Consider the following 23,363-nt stretch of genomic DNA (forward strand, 5'->3'; position numbering starts at 1 on the left):
TGACGACCCAAGCCGCCGTGCTGCGCGAGATGCGCTGGTGGGACATCGATCCCGTCCTCGCGCTCGAGAAGGCACTCTTCCCGGAGGACGCCTGGTCGCGCGGCATGTTCTGGTCGGAGCTCGCGCACGCGCGCGGTCCCGGCTCGACGCGCCGCTATCTGGTGGCGTACGACGGCGAGCGCCTCGTCGGGTACGGCGGGCTCGCGGTCGCGGGCACCGACTCCGAAGGCGGCGACGCGGTGGCCGCCGACGTGCAGACCATCGCCGTGGCCCGGGACCAGTGGGGCACCGGGCTCGGCGCGCGGCTGCTCACCGAACTCCTCCGGCACGCGACCGCCTTCGAGGCCACCGAGGTGATGCTCGAAGTGCGCGTGGACAACACCCGGGCGCAGAAGCTGTACGAGCGCTTCGGCTTCGAGCCGATCGGCTTCCGGCGCGGCTACTACCAGCCGGGGAACGTGGACGCGCTGGTGATGCGTCTCTCGGACCCCTCGGCCCTGTCGCGCGCCCCGCACCCCTCCCCGAACGGCCGGGCCGACGGCCCCGTGAACGGCGTACAAGGAACCGAGATCCATGGCTGACCTCCGCGACGAGCCCCTCGTCCTCGGCATCGAGACCTCCTGCGACGAGACCGGCGTCGGCATCGTGCGCGGCACCACGCTGCTCGCCGACGCCGTCGCCTCCAGCGTCGACGAGCACGCGCGCTTCGGCGGCGTCGTGCCCGAGGTCGCCTCGCGGGCGCACCTGGAGGCGATGGTCCCGACCATCCAGCGCGCCCTGAAGGACGCGGGCGTCGCCGCCTCCGACCTCGACGGGATCGCCGTCACCGCCGGGCCGGGGCTCGCGGGCGCCCTGCTCGTCGGCGTCTCGGCCGCGAAGGCGTACGCGTACGCGCTCGGCAAGCCGCTGTACGGCGTGAACCACCTGGCCTCGCACATCTGCGTGGACCAGCTGGAGCACGGCGCGCTTCCCGAGCCGACGATGGCGCTGCTCGTGTCCGGCGGGCACTCGTCGCTGCTGCTCTCCACCGACATCACCTCCGACGTCCGGCCGCTCGGCGCGACCATCGACGACGCCGCGGGGGAGGCCTTCGACAAGATCGCGCGGGTGCTGAACCTGGGCTTCCCCGGCGGCCCCGTCATCGACCGGTACGCGCGCGAGGGCGACCCGACCGCCATCGCCTTCCCGCGCGGGCTCACCGGGCCGCGCGATCCCGCGTACGACTTCTCCTTCTCCGGCCTGAAGACGGCCGTGGCCCGCTGGATCGAGGCCAAGCGGGCCGCGGGCGAGGACGTGCCGGTGCGGGACGTGGCCGCGTCCTTCCAGGAGGCGGTCGTCGACGTGCTCACCCGCAAGGCGGTCAAGGCCTGCAAGGACGAGGGCGTCGACCACCTGATGATCGGCGGCGGCGTCGCCGCGAACACGCGCCTGCGCGCGCTCGCCCAGGAGCGCTGCGAGCGCGCCGGCATCCGCCTTCGGGTGCCGCGGCCCAAGCTGTGCACGGACAACGGCGCGATGGTCGCCGCGCTCGGCGCGGAGATGGTGGCCCGCAACCGGCCCTCCTCGGACCTGGGGCTCTCGGCGGACTCCTCCCTGCCGGTGACGGAGCCGCACGTGCCGGGCGCGCACGCCCACACCCACGACCACGACCACGTGCACGAGGTCAGCAAGGACAACCTCTACTCATGAGCGTCGCGCTGATGTGGGAGGCCCGGGCGGCGGAGGGGTGCGGGGCGGAGCTGCTGGCCTGGGCGCGGGCCCAGGGCCTGGCGGTGGCGCCGGTGCGCCGTGAGACGTTCCGGGCGCCGGGGGACCGGGTCCTCGTCATCACCTGGTGGGACGCCGCGTACGACGCCGACCTGCCGGAGCTGCCCGAGCCGCCCGGGGACCTGGTGTCCCGGCCGCCGCACCGCTGGCGCTTCGAGCCGGTCGACTCCTAGGCCCTGCCCAGCAGTCCGTCGATCACGGCTGCCAGTTGGCGGCCGATGTCGTACGTCCCGGCGAGCTCCTCCCAGCGCGGGGCCAGCGGGGTCACATGGGGCAGCTCGGCGGCGTCCGCCTCGGTGAGCATGTCGGGGAAGTACCGCTTGCGCTCGGGCTCCTCGGCGCGGCGCGCCATCGCGCGCCGGAACACGAGGTCGCCGTACACGCAGTGCCAGACGGTGCGGTAGGCGTGCACGGCCTCCTCGGGGGTGAGGCCGCACGCGATGCCCGAGCCGATGATCTCGTCGACCATCCACATCGCGCCCTTGTCGCTGAGGTCGCCGAGGCTCAGGACCTCCACGACCCACGGCAGCCGCAGCAGGACGCCGTGCATGTGCAGGGAGACGGCGAGCAGCCGCTCGCGCGGGTCCGCGGGCAGCTCCGGGCGCGGCAGCGTCGCCGCCGTGCCGGACAGGGCGAGCATCAGCAGCTCGTCCTTGTCGCGCACGTGGTGGTAGAGCGCCATGGGCGTGGCCCCGATCTCCTTGGCGACCCGCCGCATGCTCAGGGCCGCGACGCCCTCCTCCTGGAGGATGCGCCGCGCCACGTCGACGATCGCCTCCGGCTGGATGCGGCGCGGCCGCCCGACCCGCCGCTTCCGCTCGCCCGCGCCGGGCTCCGGGGGTTCTTCCGCATTCGCTTCGGCTGCCACGGCCTCATTGTCGCGTCCTCCGGGCGCCGCTCTGACCCTTGCTTATTTTCTATACGCGTATAGTAATCTGCGACGCATGACGCACTCGGCCACGACGGGAGCCGCGCGCGGCTCGCTGCTGCTGCCCGTCCTCCTCACCGTGCAGTTCCTCGTCTCCCTCGACGTCTCCGTCGTCAACATCGCCCTGCCCGACGTGGGCAGGGACCTCGGCTTCGCGCCCGAGTCACTGACCTGGGTCGTCAACGCCTACGCGCTCGCGTTCGGCGGGCTCCTCATGCTCGGCGGGCGGCTCGCCGACCTCATGGGGCGGCGGCGCACACTCGTCGCCGGTTTCGTGGTCTTCGGCGCCGCGAGCCTCGCGGGCGGCCTCGCCCAGAGCCCGGCGCAGCTCGTCGCGGCACGCGCCGTGCAGGGCGCGGGCGCCGCCGCCCTCGCGCCGGTCGCGCTCGCGCTGATCACCGTCCACTACACGGAGGGCCGGGCCCGGGCCCGGGCGCTCGGCCTGTGGGGCGCCTCGGGCGCGCTCGGCGGCGCCGTCGGCGTGATGGCGGGCGGGCTGCTCACCGACTGGGCGGGCTGGCGCTCGGTGATGCTGATCAACGTCCCGGTCGTCCTCGCCGCGCTCGCCGTCACCGGATCCGGCGTCCCCGCCGACCGCCGCGCGGCCTCCTCCGGGCCGCGCCCGGACGTCGTCGGCGCCCTCCTGGTCACCGCGGGCACGTCCGCCCTGGTCCTCGGGCTCGTCCGCACCGAGAGCCACGGTTGGGGCTCGGTCTCCACGCTCTCCACGCTCGCCGCGGCCGTCGTACTGCTCGTTGTCTTCTGCGCCGTGGAGATACGCGGCGAGCGGCGCGCCCGGCAGCCGCTGCTGCGCCTCGGCCTGCTCGCGCACCGGCCGGTGCTCGCCGCGAACGTCTTCGCGCTGCTGATGTCCGCAGGCCAGTTCGCGGCGTTCTACTTCACCTCGCTCTACCTCCAGGAGGTCATGGCGTACGAGCCCACGCGCGCGGGGGTGGCCTTCCTGCCGTTCTGCGTGGGCGTCGTCGTGGGCACGGTCGTCGCGACCCGCACGGTCGGGCGGGTGGGCGCGCGGGTGCTGCTCGTGACGGGCGGCCTTCTCGGTGCCGCCGGGTTCGCGTGGTTCGCGCTCGCCGTCGGGGCGGGCGGCACCTTCGTGGGCTCCGTCCTCGGGCCGTCCCTGGTGGCCAGCGTCGGCATCGGCCTGTGCTTCGTCCCCCTCGGTACGTCCGCGACGTCCGGCGTGGCGCCGGGGGAGACCGGCATGGCGTCGGGGCTGCTCAACAGCTCGCGGCAGCTCGGGGGCTCGATCGGGCTCGCGGTGCTCGTGGCCGTGGCGGCGAGCGCCACCGGGCCGGGCCGCGCGGGCCTCGCGGACGGCTACGGGGCCGCGTTCGCGGTGGCCGCGGCGTTGCTCGCGGCGGCCGCGGTGGCAGCAGGGCTGCTGCACGGGGGCGCCGGGCGGGCCGAGGACGCTCACGCGCGGCCGCGGCAGCGATCCAGCCCGTCCGGCGTTTGAGGACGAGGCCGAAGGCCGATCGGCCTGGGGCGGGGCGTCAGTGGACCGGGTGGCCCACCAGCATGGTGGGAGCCCCCGCGACCCGCGTGAGGAAGACCGTGGCGGAGTGGGGGCCCCGGGGCTTCACCTTGCGGCGGAGTTCCTCCGGCTCCACGGCCGAGCCCCGCTTCTTGACCGTGAGCACGCCGACCTCCCGCTCCCGGAGCAGCGCCTTCAGCTTCTTCACGTTGAACGGCAGCCGGTCCGTGATCTCGTACGCGCTGGCGTAGGGCGTCGTCCGGGCGACGTCGGAGGTGACGTAGGCGATCGTCTCGTCGACGAGCCCGCCCTCGACCCGCGCGGCGACCTCCGCGACGAGGTGGGCGCGGATGACGGCGCCGTCGGGCTCGTACAGATAGCGGCCGACGGGGCGTACGGCCGGGTCGGGGAGCATCGTCGCGCGCCCCGCGCACAGGGTCGCGCGCCCCGGCAGAAGGGTGGCCCGGTGCGAGCCGGGCGCGTCGGTGCCGAACCACAGCACCGCCTCCTTCACGTCCCCGCCGTCCGAGATCCACTCGGCCTCCGCCTCCTCGGGCACCGCCTCGTGCGGGATGCCGGGGGCGATCTTCAGGGCCGCGCGCGGGGCCTCGCGGGCGGCGGCGACGGCCCAGGACAGCGGGGGCGAGTACGCCTCGGGGTCGAAGATCCGGCCGCGGCCGCCGCGCCGCGCGGGGTCCACGAAGACCGCGTCGTACCCGGCCGTGTCCACCTCCGTGACATCCGCCTCGCGGACCTCGATGAGGTCCTCCAGACCGAGGGCGATCGCGTTCGCGCGTGCGACCGCGCAGGTCAGCGGGTCGCGATCGACGGCGAGGACCTCGATCCCGGCGCGGGCGAACGCGAGCGCGTCACCGCCGATGCCGCCGCACAGGTCGGCCACGCGCCGCACGCCCAGCTCCTTGAACCGCTCCGCCCGGTACGTCGCGACGGACGTGCGCGTGGACTGCTCGACGCCGTTCGGCGTGAAGAACATCCGCGCGGCGTCCGCGGCGCCGAACTTCGCCACCGCCCGCTGCCGCAGCCGCGCCTGTGCGAGCGCAGCCGAGACCAGCTCGGCGGGGTGGTCGCGGCGAAGCCGGGTCGCGACCGCGAGTTCCTCGGCCGGTTCGACGTCCCGTACGGCGTCGAGGAGGGCGGTGCCCTCGTCGGTGAGGAGCGCGGCGAAGGCCGTCGTGGCGGGCTGCGGATCGTGCGGAGCGTTCACCGGCCCATTGTGGGCCAGTCGGTGGAAGGTGCGCGTCTGGCGGCGGTGTCGAGCCCTCGGCACGCCCGTGAACTGCGAGGATCCGGCGCCATGCGACTAGTACGACAAAATGGAAAGTTGGCAGGAAAGGCGAAGAAGCGGGCGCTGCTCGCCCTCGCCGCGCTCGGCGTCGGCGCGGTCGCCTCGGGCTGCGCCGCGGACACGGGCGCGGAGCGCGACCGGGGCGCGCCCGCCGCCCACGGCCAGCAGCCCCGGCTCGCCCCGCCCGCCCAGGCCCTGCGCGAGTACGCCCAGCGGCTGCGCGCGAGCCAGGCCGCGCGGGCCGCCGCGGCGAAGCGCTGGGGGCTTGCGAAGCCGCCGCTCACGGCGCCCGCGGGGCCCGCCGCCAAGCCGCTCCTCACCACGCGCAAGGGCTTCGAGGTGCGGGGGCAGGCTGAGCTGCCGCCGGTGTTCACCACGGTGCCGACCAAGGACAAGGTCGTCTTCCTGACCGTCGACGACGGCGCCGAGAAGGACCCGGCCTTCCTGCGGATGATGAGCGACCTGAAGATCCCGTACACCGCGTTCCTCAGCGACTACCTGGTCAAGGAGGACTACGGCTACTTCAAGCGGATGCGGGACCACGGCGTCGCGCTGAACAACCACACCCTCAACCACCGCTATCTGCCCGCCCTTTCGTACGAGGCGCAGCGGCGCGAGATCTGCGGCATGCAGGACGTCATCGAGCGGCGCTACGGCAAGCGCCCCGAGCTGTTCCGGCCGCCGTACGGCAACTACAACCGCGACACCCTGCGCGCCGCCAGGTCCTGCGGCGTCAAGGCGGTGCCGCTGTGGGCGTCCGAGGGCTTCGCCGACCACATGGAGTGGCGCGAATGGGACAAGGACCTGCACCCCGGCGACATCATCCTCACGCACTTCCGGGGCCGCGAGGACTGGAAGGGCACGATGCCCGACATGGTCCGCACGGTCCTGAAGACGGTCACCGACAGGGGGTACGCGGTGGCCCGCCTGGAGGACTACCTGTGAGGCGCGCCGCCGCCGCGGCGACGCTCCTGCTCCTCCTGACGGGCTGCGCCCAGTCGGTGGACCCGATCGAGAGGCTGGGGAGGAAGGCGGCCGAAAAGATGTCTCCCCGCTGCGTGCGCGGCCCCGAGCAGCCGCTGGCCGGACCCCGGGCCACGTGGCCGAACGCCGGGCGAAGCCCGGACATCCACGCCCCGCGCGCGGAACCCGACCGGACCGCGAAACGTTGCCCGAAGACACCCCCGCGCTAGCCCCCGCCGGAGGGAAACCTGCCAAGCCGGCGGCAGCCGATTGGCACTCCGCTTGACCGAGTGCTAATCGCCGTCCTAGTCTCGGGCCTGGCACTCCCACCTGGAGAGTGCCAGAAGCGACGGGCAGGTCCGGCACCCGCGACGACGGATCGACCTGGTCGCCACCTCTAGATCAGTTAACCCCGCGAGATCTCCGAAGGGGGAGGTCGGATCGTGACGACCGCCAGCTCCAAGGTTGCCATCAAGCCGCTCGAGGACCGCATTGTGGTCCAGCCGCTCGACGCCGAGCAGACCACGGCCTCTGGCCTGGTTATCCCGGACACCGCGAAGGAGAAGCCCCAGGAGGGCGCCGTCCTCGCCGTGGGCCCGGGCCGCTTCGAGAACGGCGAGCGCCTGCCGCTCGACGTGAAGGTCGGCGACGTCGTGCTCTACAGCAAGTACGGCGGCACCGAGGTGAAGTACAACGGCGACGAGTACCTGGTGCTCTCCGCCCGCGACGTGCTCGCGATCATCGAGAAGTGATCGAGCGCTAGTCACCTGCTTCACCCAGCAGATTTGTTTCGCGCTGCGCCCCTGGTCACCCCGCTGATTGCCGGGCGGCGAGGGGCGCAGTTCTTTCACCCGAGTTTTCCGAGAGGGCTGAATCGCTCCCATGGCGAAGATCCTGAAGTTCGACGAGGACGCCCGTCGCGCCCTTGAGCGCGGCGTCAACAAGCTTGCCGACACGGTCAAGGTGACGATCGGCCCCAAGGGCCGCAACGTCGTCATCGACAAGAAGTTCGGCGCCCCGACCATCACCAACGACGGCGTCACCATCGCCCGTGAGGTCGAGGTCGAGGACCCGTACGAGAACCTCGGCGCCCAGCTGGTGAAGGAGGTGGCGACCAAGACCAACGACATCGCTGGTGACGGCACCACCACCGCCACCGTGCTCGCCCAGGCCCTGGTCAAGGAAGGCCTGCGCAACGTCGCCGCCGGTGCTTCCCCGGCCGCCCTGAAGAAGGGCATCGACGCCGCCGTCAAGGCCGTCTCCGACGAGCTGCTCGCCACCGCGCGGCCGATCGACGACAAGTCCGACATCGCCGCCGTGGCCGGGCTCTCCGCCCAGGACACGCAGGTCGGCGAGCTCATCGCCGAGGCGATGGACAAGGTCGGCAAGGACGGTGTCATCACCGTCGAGGAGTCCAACACCTTCGGTCTCGAGCTGGACTTCACCGAGGGCATGGCCTTCGACAAGGGCTACCTGTCGCCGTACTTCGTGACGGACCAGGAGCGCATGGAGGCCGTCCTGGAGGACCCGTACATCCTCATCCACCAGGGCAAGATCTCCTCCATCCAGGACCTGCTTCCGCTCCTGGAGAAGGTCATCCAGGCCGGCTCCTCGAAGCCGCTCCTGATCATCGCCGAGGACGTCGAGGGCGAGGCCCTCTCGACCCTCGTCGTGAACAAGATCCGCGGCACCTTCAACGCCGTCGCGGTGAAGGCCCCCGGCTTCGGCGACCGCCGCAAGGCGATGCTCGGCGACATGGCCACCCTCACCGGCGGCACCGTCGTCGCCGAGGAGGTCGGCCTCAAGCTCGACCAGGTCGGCCTGGACGTGCTCGGCTCCGCCCGCCGCGTGACCATCACCAAGGACGACACCACGATCGTCGACGGCGGCGGCAACTCCGCCGACGTCGAGGGCCGCGTCGCCCAGATCAAGGCCGAGATCGAGTCCACCGACTCCGACTGGGACCGCGAGAAGCTCCAGGAGCGCCTCGCGAAGCTGGCCGGCGGCGTGTGCGTGATCAAGGTCGGCGCCGCCACCGAGGTGGAGCTGAAGGAGAAGAAGCACCGTCTGGAGGACGCCATCTCCGCGACCCGCGCCGCGGTCGAGGAGGGCATCGTCTCCGGTGGTGGCTCCGCGCTCGTCCACGCCGCGAAGGTCCTCGAGGGCAACCTCGACCTGGCCGGCGACGAGGCCACCGGTGTCGCGGTCGTCCGCAGCGCCGCCGTCGAGCCGCTGCGCTGGATCGCCGAGAACGCCGGCCTCGAGGGCTACGTCATCACCACCAAGGTGGCGGAGCTGGAGAAGGGCCACGGCTTCAACGCCGCGACCGGCGAGTACGTCGACCTGGTCAAGGCCGGCGTCATCGACCCCGTGAAGGTCACGCGCTCCGCCCTGGAGAACGCGGCCTCCATCGCCTCCCTGCTGCTCACGACCGAGACCCTGGTCGTCGAGAAGCCGGCCGAGGACGAGGGCGAGGCCGGTCACGGCCACGGGCACGGTCACTCTCACTGAGCGTGACCTGAGCCGAGCAGGCTCGGGCTGACCGAAGGCCCGGCACCCCGTCGCGGGGTGCCGGGCCTTCGCGTTTGCGGCTCTGCGTCTGCCGGGCTGTGGTGTCCTGCCGACCGCAGGTCGTCGGTGGCTTGTCGCGCCGTTCCCCGCGCCCCTTCGGGGCGCGCTTCCGTGGGGCCTTAGCGCGGACCGTACTTGCGGCCCGTCCGCGATGTCACTCCGCCCAGGAGGGCGCGCGGGGTCACCTTCACCACGCCCATCATCGCCTTGTAGCGGGGGTCCGGCACGGAGAGGGACTTGCCGCGGGCCAGGTCGGTGAGGGCGGTGGCGACGAGCTTGTCCGCGTCCAGCCACATCCACTTGGGGATGTTGTCCGTGCCCATGCCCGCCCGCTCGTGGAACTCCGTGCGGACGAAGCCGGGGCACAGGGCCATGAGCCGCACCCCCGACGCGGCGAGGTCCCGCGCCGCGCCCTGGGTGAACTGCACGATCCACGCCTTCGACGCCCCGTAGGTGCCGCGCGGCACGAAGGCGGCCACCGACGCGACGTTCACGATGCCCCCGCGCCCCCGCTCCCGCATCGCCTCCGTCGCCGCCGACGTCAGCCGGAGCACCGCCTCGCAGTGCACCTTCAGCATCGTCAGCTCGTCGGCGATCGGGACCTCCAGATAGCGGCCCTTGTTGGCGAAGCCCGCGTTGTTGACGAGCAGGTCGACCGGGTCACGGCGGTTGCCGAGCCGCTGCTCGACGGCCTCGATCCCGTCGTCCGTGGCGAGGTCCGCCGTCAGGACCTCCACCTCGATGCCGTGCCGGTCGTGCAACTCGGTCGCCTGCTCCCGCAGTCGCTTCGTGTCGCGCGCCACCAGGACGAGGTTGTGGCCGTCCGTGGCCAGGCGTCGTGCGAAGGCAGCGCCGATCCCTGAGGTCGCACCCGTGATGAGAGCCGTAGTCATGGACCAAGGCTAGTGAGGCCGCGGCCGCCCCCGCGCCACGCGCCCCGTGCAGGGCGCCGGCGCGGGCGCCCCGGCGCACGTCAATCGCCGTGCTTCTCCAGATACTTGAGGGCCTGTTCCGTCGACTCGGGGTGCAGCGCGTCCCCCGCCGCGAGCAGCCGCGGCAGCAGCGCGCGCTCCGTGGTCACTGCCCTGAACTGCAGCGCGACGGTGACGTCGTGGTCCGGCCTGTGCGTGATCTCGACCGCGTCGCCCGTCTGGATCTCGCCCGGTTCGAGCACCCGCAGATACGCGCCGGGCCGCAGCGACTGGGTGAACCGTCGCACCCAGGCCTGCTCGCCCATGTGCCCCTGGAACGTACGGCAGGGGATGCGGGACGAGGTGACTTCCAGGAGCAGCTCCGCCCCGACGCGCCAACGCTCACCGATCAGCGCGCCGTTCACGTCGACGCCGATCGTCGTGAGGTTCTCGCCGAACATGCCGTTGCGCAGCTCGCGGCCGAGCTGCCGCCCCCACTCGTCGAGGTCCTCGCGCGCGAAGGCGTACACCGCCTGGTCGTTGCCCCCGTGGTGGCGCAGCTCGCCGATCGAGTCCCCCGCGAGCCCGCTGCCGCCGATCCCCTTGGGCCCCGGCGCCGTCACCCGAACGGGTCCGTCCAGGGGCTGTTTGTCGATCCCGGTGAGCTTGCCGGGGGAGTTGGTGTACGGGACGGACTTCGCGCGGCCGACATTCACGGAGAGAAGCTTCATGCGGTCAGGCTAAGGGGAGCGTGCTCAAAGCAGCTACGCAATATTGTGCATTGTTCCCAAGGGTCACTTATGCTCAAGACGTGATCGAAGCCCGTCATCTCCGTGTCCTGCGCGCCGTGGCCGCCACCGGCTCCTTCTCGGCGGCGGCCCGCGAGCTCGGCTGCACCCAGCCCGCCGTCAGCCAGCAGATGAAGGCCCTGGAGGGGTCCACGGGCACCCCGCTGCTCATCCGCACGGGCCGCGAGATGCGCCTCACGCAGGCGGGCGAGGCCCTGGTCAGGCATGCCGCGGGCATCCTCGCCGGGCTCACCGCCGCCGAGGAGGAGGTCGCCGCGATCGCGGGCCTGCGCGCGGGCCGGGTCCGGCTCGTCTCCTTCCCCAGCGGCTCCTCCACGCTCGTGCCCGGTGCCCTCGCCGCGCTGCGCGCCGCCCACCCCGGCACCCGTGTCTCCCTGGAGGAGGCCGAGCCGCCGCGCTCGGTGGAGATGCTCCGCGAGGGCGACTGCGACGTGGCCCTCGCCTTCCGGTACGAGGGGGCGGGCGCCGCGGAGGAGTGGGACGACCTCGTCGTGCGGCCCCTGCTCGCCGACCGGCTCGTCGGCCTCGTGCCGGAGGGGCACCGCCTCGCGAAGGCGGACGCCGTCACCATCGGCGAGCTGGCCGACGAGTCGTGGATCGCGGGCTGCCCGCGCTGCCGCCGCCAGCTCGTCGAGGTCTGCCGCGGCGCGGGCTTCGAGCCCCGCATCGACTTCGCGACCGACGACTACCCGGCGGTGATCGGCCTGGTCGGCGCGGGCCTCGGCGTCGCGGTCCTGCCCGAGCTCGCCCTTGAGTCGGTGCGTCCCAAGGGGGCCCGTGCGGTGGTGGTGGAGCCCGCCGTGCGCCGGGAGATCGTCGCGCTCACGCTGCCGGACCTGGCCCAGGTGCCGGCGGTCGCGGCGACGCTCGACCGGCTGGCCCGCGCCGCCGAGCGCTGAGGGCGCCGCCGAGCGCACCACCGGGCGGCGGGCGCGCCACCGAACAGCGAGCGTGCCACCGAACAGCGAGCGCCCCGCCGTCGTGCGGGGCGCTCCGCTTCCCGCGCGCTTCCGTACGCGCCCGGCGTGCGTGCTCTGCGTACGCGCGCTTCAGGGGAAACGTTCCTTCTCGATGTCAGGGGGCGGCGGCACCCCCGCCCCCGGCCGACGCCGCGACCAGTCGATTGCGCGCGCGTCCCATCAGCTCTTCCCGCTCGTCCTCGGTGAGGCCGCCCCACACGCCGTACGGCTCCCGTACGGCGAGCGCGTGCGCGGCGCACTCCGCGCGCACCGGGCAGCGCATGCAGACCTCTTTGGCCGAGTTCTCGCGTGCGCTCCGTGCCGCGCCGCGCTCGCCCTCCGGGTGGAAGAAGAGCGAGCTGTCCACCCCGCGGCAGGCCGCGAGGAGCTGCCAGTCCCACAGATCTGCGTTCGGTCCGGGGAGGCGGGAGAAATCTGCCATTGCGTGTCTCCTGGTAGCCGTCGTGACGCGGATACGGTGCCCATGACCGTACATCTACTATCTAAGGAGATGAAAATATGACTCATTGCGAATCTAGCCACAGACACCGTGAAAAGGGAAGAAAAGCCGCTAAATGGGGCATAGCCCTCAATGAGGTATGTGCTGTTTCATGCCGCCTGTGCCGTGTCCGTGCCCTCACGTAGAGTGCCGAAGGCGGCAGTCCGACCCGTAACTCTTTCGAGTGACCGTCGTTGAGAGTGCGGAGGCGGTTGAAACAACAAGCGCTCGGGCAGGTGTCCGAGGGCGTCAATCGCACAGGTGACGACTTGTACCAGCCTGGAGGCTCAAGGTGACGCGCATCAGCTGCGGAGGACGGCCATGACATCCGTCCTCGTCTGCGACGACTCCCCGCTCGCCCGAGAGGCGCTGCGCCGCGCGGTCGCGACCGTGCCCGGCGTGGAGCGCGTGACGACAGCGGCCAACGGCGAGGAAGTCCTCCGCCGCTGGGGCGCCGACCGCTCGGACCTGATCCTGATGGACGTGCGCATGCCCGGACTGGGCGGCGTGGAGACCGTGCGGCGGCTGCTCTCCGCCGACCCCGGCGCGCGCATCATCATGCTCACCGTCGCCGAGGACCTGGACGGGGTCGCGCTCGCGGTCGCCGCGGGCGCCCGCGGCTATCTGCACAAGGACGCCTCGCGGGCCGAGCTGCGCGCGACCGTGACCCAGGCCCTCGCCGACCCGACCTGGCGGCTCGCGCCGCGGCGGCTCCGGTCGGCCGAGATGGGGGCCGCTCCCACGCTCACCGCGCGGGAGATCCAGGTCCTGGAGGGCATGAGCCACGGCCGGTCCAACGCGGAGATCGGGCGCGAGCTCTTCCTCTCCGAGGACACGGTGAAGACGCACGCCAGGCGGCTGTTCAAGAAGCTCGGCGCCTCGGACCGCGCACACGCGGTGGCGCTCGGCTTCCGCTGGGGCCTGGTCCGCTAGCCGGGCTGTCGCGGGGGGCATGGCGTTCCCCGTCCGCCGTGCGGCGGACGGGGCCATGGACGTCCGCAACGGCCCGCCGAGGGAGCGGCTTGTGGCGCTTCGCCGCCGATGCCGCATCCTTGAAGGTGTGGAGTTCCTTGGGGACGAGTCGGCCGAGCGCAAGGGGAGGGTGCGGGAGATGAGTTTCGGCGCACCTGCTCATAACGCTTCGGTGCACAACTATGGACGCGGTGCCACAGATCAGTCATCGCCGAGGCACCATGGACCGATGCGCGAGGACAGGACGACGGTGATCGGTGCCCTCGTCCTTCGCGCTGTCGAGGGTGACGAGCAGGCCACGCACGACCTTCTGGCCCATGTGCACCCCCTCGCCCTGCGCTACTGCCGCACCCGGCTCTCCCGACTCCCGGGTGATGCCCGCCACTTCGTGGAGGACCTCGCGCAGGAGGTCTGTGTCGCGGTCCTGCTCGCGCTGCCGCGCTACCGCGACACCGGGCGGCCCTTCGAAGCCTTCGTCTTCGCCATCGCCGCACACAAGGTCGCGGACCTCCAGCGGGCGGCCATGCGCCACCCGGGGTCGACCGCCGTGCCCTCGGACGAGATGCCCGAGCGGCCCGACGACTCCCTCGGGCCCGAGGAGCGGGCGCTGCTCAGCAGCGACGCCGAATGGGCCAAGAAGCTCCTGGCGAACCTTCCGGAGAACCAGCGCGAGCTGCTGCTGCTCCGCGTCGCCGTGGGCCTCACGGCCGAGGAGACCGGGCAGATGCTGGGCATGTCGCCCGGAGCGGTCCGGGTGGCGCAGCACCGGGCGCTGAGCCGTCTGCGGGCGTTGGCCGAGCAGTAGGTCTCCCCCCTCCGGGGTCCCTGTGTGAACCTACGAAGCCTCGGGGCGGCCCTGATCGTGGAATGAGAGAGCCGCGCTTCCCGTTAGCATGGACATCCGCACCGATCAAGGCCATTTGGGGAAGGTGTCATGACTGCAAACGTCGACGGAGTGCCCGAGAAATTCGCGACACTCGGGCTGACCTACGACGACGTGCTGCTGCTGCCGGGCGCGTCGGACATGGCGCCCGGTGACATCGACACCGCCTCGCACGTCTCGAAGAACGTCCGGGTGAACGTCCCGCTGCTCTCGGCCGCGATGGACAAGGTCACCGAGTCCCGCATGGCGATCGCCATGGCCCGCCAGGGCGGCGTCGGCGTACTGCACCGGAACCTGTCGATCGCCGACCAGGCGAACCAGGTCGACCTGGTCAAACGCTCCGAGTCCGGCATGGTGACGGACCCCATCACGGTGCACCCGGACGCCACGCTCGCCGAGGCCGACGCGATCTGCGCCAAGTTCCGCATCAGCGGCGTCCCGGTGACCGACGGCGCGGGCAAGTTGCTCGGCATCGTCACCAACCGCGACATGGCCTTCGAGGCGGACCGCTCGCGCCAGGTGCGCGAGGTCATGACGCCGATGCCGCTGGTCACCGGCAAGGTCGGCATCTCGGGCGTGGACGCCATGGAGCTGCTGCGCCGCCACAAGATCGAGAAGCTGCCGCTGGTCGACGACAGCGGCGTCCTCAAGGGCCTCATCACGGTCAAGGACTTCGTGAAGGCCGAGAAGTACCCGAACGCCGCGAAGGACTCCGAGGGCCGTCTGATCGTCGGTGCCGCCGTCGGCGTCGCCGGTGACGCCTTCGACCGCGCCCAGGCGCTGATCGAGGCGGGCGTCGACTTCATCGTCGTCGACACCGCGCACGGCCACTCCCGCCTGGTCGGCGACATGGTCGCCAAGATCAAGTCGAACTCCGGCGGCGTCGACGTCATCGGCGGCAACATCGCCACCCGTGACGGCGCCAAGGCCCTCATCGACGCCGGTGTCGACGGCATCAAGGTGGGTGTCGGCCCGGGCTCCATCTGCACGACCCGCGTCGTCGCCGGCATCGGCGTACCGCAGGTAACGGCCATCTACGAAGCGTCGCTCGCCGCCAAGGAAGCCGGTGTCCCGGTGATCGGCGACGGCGGTCTGCAGTACTCCGGTGACATCGCCAAGGCGCTCGTCGCCGGCGCGGACACGGTCATGCTCGGCTCGCTGCTCGCGGGCTGCGAGGAGTCCCCGGGCGAGCTGCTCTTCATCAACGGCAAGCAGTTCAAGTCGTACCGCGGCATGGGCTCCCTCGGCGCCATGCAGTCCCGTGGCGACCAGCGGTCCTTCTCCAAGGACCGGTACTTCCAGGAGGGCGTCGCCTCCGACGAGAAGCTGGTGCCCGAGGGCATCGAGGGCCAGGTGCCCTACCGGGGTCCGCTGTCGGCGGTCGTGCACCAGCTGGTGGGCGGCCTGCGCCAGTCGATGTTCTACGTGGGCGGTCGTACGGTCCCCGAGCTCCAGGCCAACGGCCGCTTCGTGCGGATCACGTCGGCGGGCCTCAAGGAGAGCCACCCGCACGACATCCAGATGACCGTCGAGGCACCGAACTACAGCCGCAACAAGTAGCGGCCACGCGCGCGTGGGGGCGGCCCGGAATCCTGGGCCGCCCCCACACGCGCGTGTCGGGGATACTGGAACGGCATACGGAGTGCCGTAGGAAAGCTGAAGGGCCACACACGTGACTGAGATCGAGATCGGGCGCGGCAAGCGCGGCCGCCGGGCGTACGCCTTCGACGACATCGCCGTCGTACCGAGTCGGCGCACCCGCGACCCGAAGGAGGTCTCGATCGCCTGGCAGATCGACGCCTACCGCTTCGAGCTGCCCTTCCTCGCGGCGCCCATGGACTCCGTGGTGTCGCCGTCGACCGCCATCCGCATCGGCGAGCTCGGCGGCCTCGGCGTGCTGAACCTCGAAGGCCTGTGGACGCGGTACGAGGACCCGCAGCCGCTGCTCGACGAGATCGGGGAGCTGCCCGCCGAGGCCGCGACGCGCCGCCTTCAGGAGATCTACGCCGCCCCCATCAAGGAAGAGCTGATCGGGCAGCGCATCAAGGAGGTGCGCGACGCCGGTGTCGTCACCGCCGCCGCGCTCTCCCCGCAGCGCACCGCGCAGTTCTCCAAGGCCGTCGTGGACGCGGGCGTGGACATCTTCGTGATCCGCGGCACGACCGTGTCGGCCGAGCACGTCTCCGGCGCCGCCGAGCCGCTGAACCTGAAGCAGTTCATCTACGAGCTGGACGTCCCGGTCATCGTCGGCGGCTGCGCCACGTACACGGCCGCCCTGCACCTGATGCGCACCGGCGCGGCCGGTGTCCTCGTCGGCTTCGGCGGCGGCGCCGCCCACACCACGCGCAACGTCCTGGGCATCCAGGTCCCGATGGCCACCGCCGTGGCCGACGTCGCCGCCGCCCGCCGCGACTACATGGACGAGTCCGGCGGCCGCTACGTCCACGTCATCGCGGACGGCGGCGTGGGCTGGTCGGGCGACCTGCCCAAGGCCATCGCCTGCGGCGCGGACGCCGTGATGATGGGCTCCCCGCTCGCGCGCGCCACGGACGCGCCCGGCAAGGGCCACCACTGGGGCATGGAGGCCGTCCACGAGGACGTGCCGCGCGGCAAGAAGGTCGACCTGGGCACGGTCGGCACGACCGAGGAGATCCTCACCGGCCCGTCGCACATCCCGGACGGCTCGATGAACTTCTTCGGCGCCCTGCGCCGCGCGATGGCCACGACGGGCTACAGCGAGCTCAAGGAGTTCCAGCGCGTCGAGGTGACGGTGGCGGACTCGCAGCACAAGCGGTGACGTCCGCACCGGACTGAGCACACGAAAAGGGGTCCGGGGCCGCCCGCGGGCGGCCCCGGACCCCTTTTCGTGTGCTCGCTACTGTCCGGCGCGCTTGGCGCCGCCGAAGGCGGCGATGGCGGCTATCGCGAAGAACACGAACGTCATCGCGTCGGCGTCTTCCTTCCAGCCCTTCTGGAGGAGGTCGAAGTGGTCGAAGAAGATCTCCGAGAAGCCGATGTTGAGCTTGTCCGCGGCGATCATGGCGGCGCCGACCAGCTGGCCCAGGTAGACCGCGCCGAGGGACAGCGCGGCCGAGATCACCGCGAGGGCGGGGTTGCGGCCCCCGACCTTCCCCGTGGCGAGGCCCACGACGAAGCCGACGCCCACGGCCGCCCAGCCGATCTCGTGCTCCGTGGCCCCGATGACGCCGCCGTAGATCCCGGCCGCGACCAGGGCGGTCACGACGGCGACGACGATGCCGAGGCCCACGTTGTCCCGGCTGGGAGCGGGCGGCGCGGGCACCGTGTACGGGGGCTGGAAGCCCTGCTGCTGCGGGAAGGGCGCGTAGGGCTGCTGGGGCTGCTGGCCGTAGGGCTGCGGCTGCTGAGGCTGCTGCGGGTAGCCGTAACCCGGCTGGCCGTACGGTTGCTGAGCGCCGCCCTGGCCGTACGGATCGGCTCCGCCCTGGCCGTACGGGTAGCCGGGCTGGCCTGGAGGCGTGGGCTGCGTCATGTGGTTTCCCCCTGGGACATGAGTGCACTGGTGTGCGGTAAATGGCTGGATCCGCACGGTAGCAGCAGTGGCGGACGCACCCCAGGGGATCGGGCGGGGGATCAGAGGCGGTGCGCGGCGCCCGCCGGGGTCGCGCCCCGGGTGTCGAGCAGGAGTTGGGCCTTCACGGCCAGGCCCTGGAGGTCGTAGGTGCGGTGGTGCTGGAGCAGGATCGTCAGATCGGCGTCGGCGGCCGCTTCGTAGAGGCTGTCCGCGCGCGGGACAGGATGGCCGAGAACGTTCCAGTGGGCCACATAAGGGTCGTGGTAGCTCACGGCGGCGCCGAGCTGCATGAGGCGGACCGCGATCTCCTGGGCCGGGGCACCCTGTTGGTCGGCGACGTCGGGCTTGTACGTGACGCCGAGCAGCAGCACGCGCGCGCCGCGGGCGGACTTGCCGTGCTCGTTGAGCAGGGTCGCGGCGCGCTGGATGACATAGCCGGGCATGCGGTCGTTGACCTGCTGGGCGAGCTCGACCATGCGCAGGGGGCGGGCGCCGTGGGCCGGGCCCGGCACCTCAAGGGGCGCGCCGTGGCCGCCGACGCCGGGGCCCGGGCGGAAGGCCTGGAAGCCGAACGGCTTGGTCTCGGCGCAGCGGATGACGTCCCACAGATCGATGCCGAGGTCGTGGCAGAGCACGGCCATCTCGTTGACCAACGCCATGTTCACATGCCGGTAGTTGGTCTCCAGGAGGTGCACGGTTTCGGCCTCCCGAGGTCCACGCGCGCGTACGACCTTGTCGGTGAGGCGGCCGTAGAAGGCGGCGGCCGACTCGGTGCAGGCGGGGGTGAGGCCGCCGATGACCTTCGGGGTGCCCGCGTAGCCGTGGGTGCGGCTGCCGGGGTCGAGGCGGCCGGGGGAGTAGGCGAGGTGGAAGTCGCGTCCGGCGCGGAGGCCCGAGCCCTCTTCGAGGAGGGGGCGCAGGAATTCCTCCGTGGTTCCCGGGTAGGCGGGCGATTCGAGGATGACCGTGGTGTGCGGGCGCAGGCGTGCGGCCAGGGCGCGGGCGGCCTCGGCCACCGGGCCGAGGTCGAGCGTGCGGTCGGCCGCCTGCGGTGTGGGCGCGCAGATGACGGCGGTGCGGACCCGGCCGAGCTCGGCCGGGTCGGTCGTCGGCCGGAAGCCGCCCGCGAGCATGCGGCGGACATCGGCGGCGGTGAGGGTGCCCTCCGCGCCGTCGCCGGGAAGGCGGCCGCCCGCGAGCTCGGGCGCGCGGGCGGGGTCGTAGCCGATGGTGGCGATGCCGCTGTGGGCGGCGGCCTGGGCCAGGGGCAGGCCGAGGTGGCCGAGGCCGATGACGGCGAGGTCTGCTGGCATGGCGGTGAGCCGTCCTTCCCAATAGCCGGAGCGGGACGATGGCGCAAGCCCTGTGGACAAGATGGGGCAGCGCAATGTCAGACTAGGAGTAAATATGACCGATATGCGGCATTGGACTCCGTCCGTCGCCGGAGTGTTGTCCACAGGCGGTGGCTGAACTCGGCGAGCGCGACAAGAATCTGGGCATGATGTGAGCGCGACCACACCCGACGACCACGGGAGGCAGCGGTGAGGACAGCGACTCTGGGGCCGGCGGAGCGTGCCGAGTCACTTGCGGGCATGGCCGAGCGCGAACTGGACGTTCTCGTGGTGGGCGGCGGTGTGGTCGGCGCGGGCACCGCGCTCGACGCCGTGACGCGCGGCCTGACCACGGGCCTGGTCGAGGCCAGGGACTGGGCGTCGGGCACGTCGAGCCGGTCGAGCAAGCTCATCCACGGCGGCCTGCGCTATCTGGAGATGCTGGACTTCGCGCTGGTCAGAGAGGCCCTCAAGGAGCGCGGCCTGCTCCTGGAACGCCTCGCCCCGCATCTGGTGAAGCCGGTGCCGTTCCTGTATCCCCTGCAGCACCAGGGCTGGGAGCGGCTCTACGCCGGATCGGGCGTCGCGCTGTACGACGCGATGTCGATGGCGCGTGGCCACGGCCGTGGCCTGCCCATGCACCGCCACCTGACCCGGCGTCACGCCCTGCGCGTGGCCCCCTGCCTGAAGAAGGACGCCCTCGTCGGGGCCCTGCAGTACTACGACGCGCAGATGGACGACGCCCGCTATGTGGCCACCCTCGTGCGCACCGCGGCGGCCTATGGCGCGAGCGCCGCCAACCGCGCGCGGGTGACCGGCTTCCTCCGCGAGGGCGAGCGGGTCGTCGGCGCCCGGGTCCAGGACGTCGAGGCGGGCGGGGAGTACGAGATCCGGGCGAAGCAGATCGTGAACGCCACCGGGGTGTGGACCGACGACACCCAGGCGATGGTCGGCGACCGCGGCCAGTTCCATGTCCGGGCGTCCAAAGGCATCCATTTGGTCGTACCGAAGGACCGGATCAATTCGACGACGGGCCTGATCCTGCGCACGGAGAAGAGCGTCCTGTTCGTCATCCCCTGGGGCAGGCACTGGATCGTCGGCACCACCGACACCGACTGGGACCTGGACAAGGCCCACCCGGCGGCCTCCAGCGCGGACATCGACTATCTCCTGGAGCACGTGAACTCGGTCCTCGCGGTCCCGCTCTCCCGTGACGACGTCCAGGGGGTGTACGCGGGCCTGCGCCCGCTGCTCGCCGGGGAGTCGGACGCCACGAGCAAGCTCTCCCGGGAGCACACGGTCGCGCACCCCGCGCCCGGCCTCGTCGTCGTGGCGGGCGGCAAGTACACGACGTACCGCGTGATGGCCAAGGACGCCGTGGACGAGGCGGTGCACGGTCTGGACCAGCGCGTCGCGGAGTGCGTCACGGAGGACATCCCCCTGGTCGGCGCCGAGGGCTACCGCGCGCTGTGGAACGCCCGCGCGGGCATCGCCGCGCGCACCGGACTCCACGTGGTGCGCGTGGAACACCTGTTGAACCGCTACGGCTCGCTGGCCGAAGAGGTCATCGAGCTGATCGAGGGCGATGCCTCGCTCGGCGCCCCGCTGCACGCGGCCGAGGACTATCTGCGCGCCGAGATCGTCTACGCCGCGTCGCACGAGGGCGCCCGGCACCTGGACGACGTGCTCACCCGCCGCACCCGCATCTCCATCGAGACCTTCGACCGGGGCACGCGCAGCGCCCGCGAGTGCGCCGAGCTGATGGCGCCCGTGCTCGGCTGGGACAAGGACCAGGTCGAGCGCGAGGTCCAGCACTACGAGAAGCGGGTGGAGGCCGAGCGCGAGTCCCAGCGCCAGCCGGACGACCTGACGGCGGACGCGGCCCGCCTCGGGGCGCCGGACATCGTGCCGCTTTAGGGCGCGAGCCCGGACTTGTCAAGGAAGGACACGCCAGAGATCGGATGGTTTGACCGGAGCGGGGTGGCCAAGGGGGGTATGGCCAGGGAGGTTTGGGGTGGTGCGCAGGGGTTCGCGTGGCGACGAAGTCCACCATGTGGGACATCCGACCCGCGGCGTTGACCGGTCCACGGGTGAGGGACAATGAAGGCTCTGTCAGGGCTGGTTGTGCGGGTAGTTGAGGGGACGCATGTCGGAGGCGGAGCAGACGGGCGGGGCCCGTCAGGATCAGAGCGCGCGTCTCCTCGCGGGCCGGTATCGGCTCGGTGACGTGCTCGGCCGGGGCGGCATGGGCACGGTCTGGCGGGCGAAGGACGAGACGCTGGGCCGCACGGTCGCCGTGAAGGAGCTGCGCTTCCCGTCGAGCATCGACGAGGAGGAGAAGCGGCGCCTCATCACCCGCACCCTCCGCGAGGCCAAGGCGATCGCCCGGATCCGTAACACCGGCGCGGTGACGGTCTATGACGTGGTCGACGAGGACGACCGCCCGTGGATCGTGATGGAGCTGGTCGAGGGCAAGTCCCTCGCCGAGGCCGTCCGTGAGGACGGGCTGCTCACGCCGCGGCGCGCGGCCGAGGTCGGGCTCGCCGTGCTCGACGTGCTGCGTTCCGCGCACCGCGAGGGCATCCTGCACCGCGACGTGAAGCCGTCCAACGTCCTCATCGCCGAGGACGGCCGGGTGGTCCTCACCGACTTCGGCATCGCCCAGGTCGAGGGCGACCCGTCCATCACCTCGACGGGCATGCTCGTCGGCGCTCCCTCGTACATCTCGCCGGAGCGGGCGCGCGGCCACAAGCCCGGCCCCGCGGCCGACATGTGGTCGCTCGGCGGGCTCATCTACGCGGCGGTGGAGGGCGTGCCGCCGTACGACAAGGGCTCGGCCATCGCGACGCTCACCGCCGTCATGACCGAGGCGGTCGAACCTCCGCAGAACGCGGGCCCGTTGCTGGAGAAGGTCATCTACGGCCTCCTCGCCAAGGACCCCGAGCAGCGGCTCGACGACGGCAGCGCGCGGGCGCTGCTCCTGGAAGTGATCAACGCCCCGGACAGCTCGGTGGACAAGCGCCCCGAGGACCCGGCGGACGCCACGAAGGTCGTGCCCCTGCCGCCGGTGCCCGCGCAGGCGCCCGGAAGCTCCGGCGGCCGCAAGGGCGAGGAGGCCGCGGAGCGGCTGAAGGGCGCGTTCCGCTCGGTGCGCAAGAAGGCCGCCGCGGCGGCCGGTGGCGGTACGGCACTCGGCGGTTCGGCCACGGACCGGGGCACCGGCAGCGGCACACCCGCGACGGGCAACCCGGCCGGAGGCGCGACCGGGGCGTCGGGCGCCGGAGCGGTCACTTCGGGGAACCGTACGACGGGGACGGGTACGGGCTCGGGCTCGGGCAGGGGCGAGCGCGCCTCCGGCGGTGGTGCCGGTGCGCCGGCGCGGGCCGTGACCGGCTCGGCGGCGACCCGTGTCACCGCGACGGGCCACGGCGCGGGCATCGGTTCCGGAGCCGGCACTGGCGCCGGTGTCGGTGCTGGTGCCGGTGCCGGAATGAACTCCTCCGCTATGGGCGGTGGTTCCCCGCAGGGCGCCCGCGTCCCCGCCCAGCCCGGCACTCCGCCCGGGACGCCGCCCAGACCGCCCGCCAGGGCGCCGCTCACGGACGTGGTGCCCCGGCGCACGCTGGTGATCATCGCGGTGGTCGTCCTGCTCGCCGTGCTCGGCACGGTGCTCGCCTTCGCGCTCAACGGCGACGAGAGCGGCAAGGGCGGCAAGGGCGGCGACACCTCGGCCTCCAGCGGCGCGAGCGCGGGCGGCGAGGGCAAGGGCAAGGACACGGACGAGGAGAAGTCCGGCGGATCCGGCCCGGGCAAGGACGACGGCGCCAAGGGCGACCAGGGCAAGGGCGAAGGCCAGGGCTCCGGCAAGGACGACGGCGCGGGCCAGGGCGCACCCATCGGCGGGGACGGCAAGGAGAAGGACAAGGGCAAGGGTGACGCCGCCGAGACGACGCACAAGCACCCGCAGGGCTTCTCGATCGGGCTGCCCAAGGGCTGGAAGTTCAAGTCCACGGACCGCGCGGGCGCGCGCTTCGCGGGACCGGACGGCCAGCGGCTGCTCGTCGGCTGGACCACGACGCCCAAGGACAACCCGGTGGCGGACTGGAAGTACCAGGAGTCGTTCATGCGCCGGGCGGAGTACAAGCGGCTCCGAATAGAGAAGGTGGACTTCCGCGGCTGGCTCACGGCCGACTGGGAGTTCACCTATGTCGACGGCGGCACCAAGTACCGCTCGGTGGACCGCGGCTTCGTGGTCAACGGCGGTCTCGGCTACGGACTGATGTACACGGCGAAGGCCGGGGACTGGGGCGGTGACCAGCGCCGGGAAACCTGGCGGACGTTCACGCGCACGTTCGAGCCCAAGAAGTGACCCGAGCAGTGACCCAAGAAGTGACCCGAGAAGTGAGCCGGAACCGG

At 72.2% G+C, this 23,363-nt stretch carries 21 protein-coding genes; 14 read left to right on the plus strand and 7 right to left on the minus strand.

What is annotated here, in order from left to right; genetic code table 11:
* The first annotated feature begins 29 nt into the window (after nucleotides 1-29).
* Genes rimI through CP982_RS25420 form a run of 3 tightly spaced genes read left to right on the plus strand, consistent with a single transcriptional unit; the run spans nucleotide 30 to nucleotide 1,940 of the window.
* Nucleotides 30-581, plus strand: a complete 552-nt coding sequence (gene rimI / locus CP982_RS25410; protein ID WP_150515699.1) for a ribosomal protein S18-alanine N-acetyltransferase — start codon at nucleotides 30-32, stop codon at nucleotides 579-581.
* The gene (tsaD, locus tag CP982_RS25415) at nucleotides 574-1,689 is read left to right on the plus strand and encodes a tRNA (adenosine(37)-N6)-threonylcarbamoyltransferase complex transferase subunit TsaD (RefSeq protein WP_150512602.1); all 1,116 of its coding nucleotides are present in this window, start codon (nucleotides 574-576) and stop codon (nucleotides 1,687-1,689) included. Before rimI ends, tsaD begins: the two co-directional genes overlap by 8 nt.
* Nucleotides 1,686-1,940, plus strand: a complete 255-nt coding sequence (locus CP982_RS25420) for a hypothetical protein (RefSeq protein WP_150512603.1) — start codon at nucleotides 1,686-1,688, stop codon at nucleotides 1,938-1,940. Before tsaD ends, CP982_RS25420 begins: the two co-directional genes overlap by 4 nt.
* Here CP982_RS25420 and CP982_RS25425 read toward each other — a convergent pair.
* The gene (locus CP982_RS25425) at nucleotides 1,937-2,635 is read right to left on the minus strand and encodes a TetR/AcrR family transcriptional regulator (protein ID WP_150512604.1); all 699 of its coding nucleotides are present in this window, start codon (nucleotides 2,633-2,635) and stop codon (nucleotides 1,937-1,939) included. The two genes, CP982_RS25420 and CP982_RS25425, sit on opposite strands and share 4 nt — an antisense overlap.
* Before the next feature lie 76 nt (nucleotides 2,636-2,711).
* On the opposite strand from CP982_RS25425, the gene CP982_RS25430 reads away from it, so the two are divergent.
* Nucleotides 2,712-4,172 carry an MFS transporter gene (locus CP982_RS25430; protein ID WP_150512605.1) on the plus strand — a complete coding sequence of 487 codons (1,461 nt, stop codon included), beginning with the start codon at nucleotides 2,712-2,714 and terminating at the stop codon, nucleotides 4,170-4,172.
* A gap of 37 nt (nucleotides 4,173-4,209) precedes the next feature.
* On the opposite strand, the gene CP982_RS25435 is transcribed toward CP982_RS25430, so the two are convergent.
* On the minus strand, nucleotides 4,210-5,415 hold the full coding sequence (locus tag CP982_RS25435; RefSeq protein ID WP_229879052.1) for a THUMP-like domain-containing protein: 1,206 nt from the start codon (nucleotides 5,413-5,415) through the stop codon (nucleotides 4,210-4,212).
* 90 nt (nucleotides 5,416-5,505) lie between these two features.
* Between CP982_RS25435 and CP982_RS25440 the strand changes: the two genes are divergently transcribed.
* The 3 genes from CP982_RS25440 (at nucleotide 5,506) to groL (ending at nucleotide 8,970) form a co-directional block, all read left to right on the plus strand.
* On the plus strand, nucleotides 5,506-6,441 hold the full coding sequence (locus CP982_RS25440) for a polysaccharide deacetylase family protein (protein ID WP_150512607.1): 936 nt from the start codon (nucleotides 5,506-5,508) through the stop codon (nucleotides 6,439-6,441).
* Between the two features lie 461 nt (nucleotides 6,442-6,902).
* Nucleotides 6,903-7,211, plus strand: a complete 309-nt coding sequence (gene groES, locus CP982_RS25450) for a co-chaperone GroES (RefSeq protein WP_004955293.1) — start codon at nucleotides 6,903-6,905, stop codon at nucleotides 7,209-7,211.
* Nucleotides 7,212-7,341: 130 nt separating this feature from the next.
* Nucleotides 7,342-8,970 (plus strand): chaperonin GroEL, encoded by a 1,629-nt coding sequence (gene groL / locus CP982_RS25455; protein ID WP_150512608.1) that lies wholly within the window; start codon nucleotides 7,342-7,344, stop codon nucleotides 8,968-8,970.
* Nucleotides 8,971-9,149: 179 nt separating this feature from the next.
* Here groL and CP982_RS25460 read toward each other — a convergent pair whose 3' ends face one another.
* The gene (locus CP982_RS25460) at nucleotides 9,150-9,923 is read right to left on the minus strand and encodes an SDR family NAD(P)-dependent oxidoreductase (RefSeq protein WP_150512609.1); all 774 of its coding nucleotides are present in this window, start codon (nucleotides 9,921-9,923) and stop codon (nucleotides 9,150-9,152) included.
* Nucleotides 9,924-10,003: 80 nt separating this feature from the next.
* Nucleotides 10,004-10,672, minus strand: coding sequence for an MOSC domain-containing protein (locus tag CP982_RS25465; RefSeq protein ID WP_150512610.1), 669 nt, complete (start codon nucleotides 10,670-10,672; stop codon nucleotides 10,004-10,006).
* Between the two features lie 80 nt (nucleotides 10,673-10,752).
* On the opposite strand from CP982_RS25465, the gene CP982_RS25470 reads away from it, so the two are divergent.
* A complete protein-coding gene (locus CP982_RS25470) occupies nucleotides 10,753-11,649 on the plus strand; it encodes a LysR family transcriptional regulator (protein WP_030681710.1) in 897 nt (298 codons plus the stop codon).
* 175 nt (nucleotides 11,650-11,824) lie between these two features.
* On the opposite strand, the gene CP982_RS25475 is transcribed toward CP982_RS25470, so the two are convergent.
* On the minus strand, nucleotides 11,825-12,151 hold the full coding sequence (locus CP982_RS25475; RefSeq protein WP_150512611.1) for a WhiB family transcriptional regulator: 327 nt from the start codon (nucleotides 12,149-12,151) through the stop codon (nucleotides 11,825-11,827).
* Between the two features lie 378 nt (nucleotides 12,152-12,529).
* Here CP982_RS25475 and CP982_RS25480 point away from each other — a divergent pair, with 378 nt between their 5' ends.
* From CP982_RS25480 to CP982_RS25495, 4 genes are all read left to right on the plus strand, one after another.
* Nucleotides 12,530-13,141, plus strand: a complete 612-nt coding sequence (locus tag CP982_RS25480; RefSeq protein ID WP_003948568.1) for a response regulator transcription factor — start codon at nucleotides 12,530-12,532, stop codon at nucleotides 13,139-13,141.
* A 268-nt stretch (nucleotides 13,142-13,409) separates the two neighbouring features.
* Nucleotides 13,410-13,985, plus strand: coding sequence for a sigma-70 family RNA polymerase sigma factor (locus CP982_RS25485; RefSeq protein WP_144320491.1), 576 nt, complete (start codon nucleotides 13,410-13,412; stop codon nucleotides 13,983-13,985).
* Nucleotides 13,986-14,114: 129 nt separating this feature from the next.
* On the plus strand, nucleotides 14,115-15,623 hold the full coding sequence (guaB, locus tag CP982_RS25490; protein WP_150512612.1) for an IMP dehydrogenase: 1,509 nt from the start codon (nucleotides 14,115-14,117) through the stop codon (nucleotides 15,621-15,623).
* Between the two features lie 112 nt (nucleotides 15,624-15,735).
* Nucleotides 15,736-16,860, plus strand: a complete 1,125-nt coding sequence (locus CP982_RS25495; protein WP_030681695.1) for a GuaB3 family IMP dehydrogenase-related protein — start codon at nucleotides 15,736-15,738, stop codon at nucleotides 16,858-16,860.
* A 78-nt stretch (nucleotides 16,861-16,938) separates the two neighbouring features.
* On the opposite strand, the gene CP982_RS25500 is transcribed toward CP982_RS25495, so the two are convergent.
* Together CP982_RS25500 and CP982_RS25505 are read right to left on the minus strand one after the other, a co-directional pair.
* A complete protein-coding gene (locus CP982_RS25500; protein WP_150512613.1) occupies nucleotides 16,939-17,574 on the minus strand; it encodes a hypothetical protein in 636 nt (211 codons plus the stop codon).
* A gap of 101 nt (nucleotides 17,575-17,675) precedes the next feature.
* Nucleotides 17,676-18,929, minus strand: coding sequence for a nucleotide sugar dehydrogenase (locus CP982_RS25505; protein WP_150512614.1), 1,254 nt, complete (start codon nucleotides 18,927-18,929; stop codon nucleotides 17,676-17,678).
* Between the two features lie 228 nt (nucleotides 18,930-19,157).
* Here CP982_RS25505 and CP982_RS25510 point away from each other — a divergent pair, with 228 nt between their 5' ends.
* Nucleotides 19,158-20,864 (plus strand): glycerol-3-phosphate dehydrogenase/oxidase, encoded by a 1,707-nt coding sequence (locus CP982_RS25510; RefSeq protein ID WP_150512615.1) that lies wholly within the window; start codon nucleotides 19,158-19,160, stop codon nucleotides 20,862-20,864.
* A gap of 229 nt (nucleotides 20,865-21,093) precedes the next feature.
* Nucleotides 21,094-23,316 carry a serine/threonine-protein kinase gene (locus CP982_RS25515; RefSeq protein ID WP_150512616.1) on the plus strand — a complete coding sequence of 741 codons (2,223 nt, stop codon included), beginning with the start codon at nucleotides 21,094-21,096 and terminating at the stop codon, nucleotides 23,314-23,316.
* Nucleotides 23,317-23,363 lie beyond the last annotated feature (47 nt).

Origin of the sequence: Streptomyces spectabilis (assembly GCF_008704795.1) — a bacterium.
GTDB classification, from domain to species: domain Bacteria; phylum Actinomycetota; class Actinomycetes; order Streptomycetales; family Streptomycetaceae; genus Streptomyces; species Streptomyces spectabilis.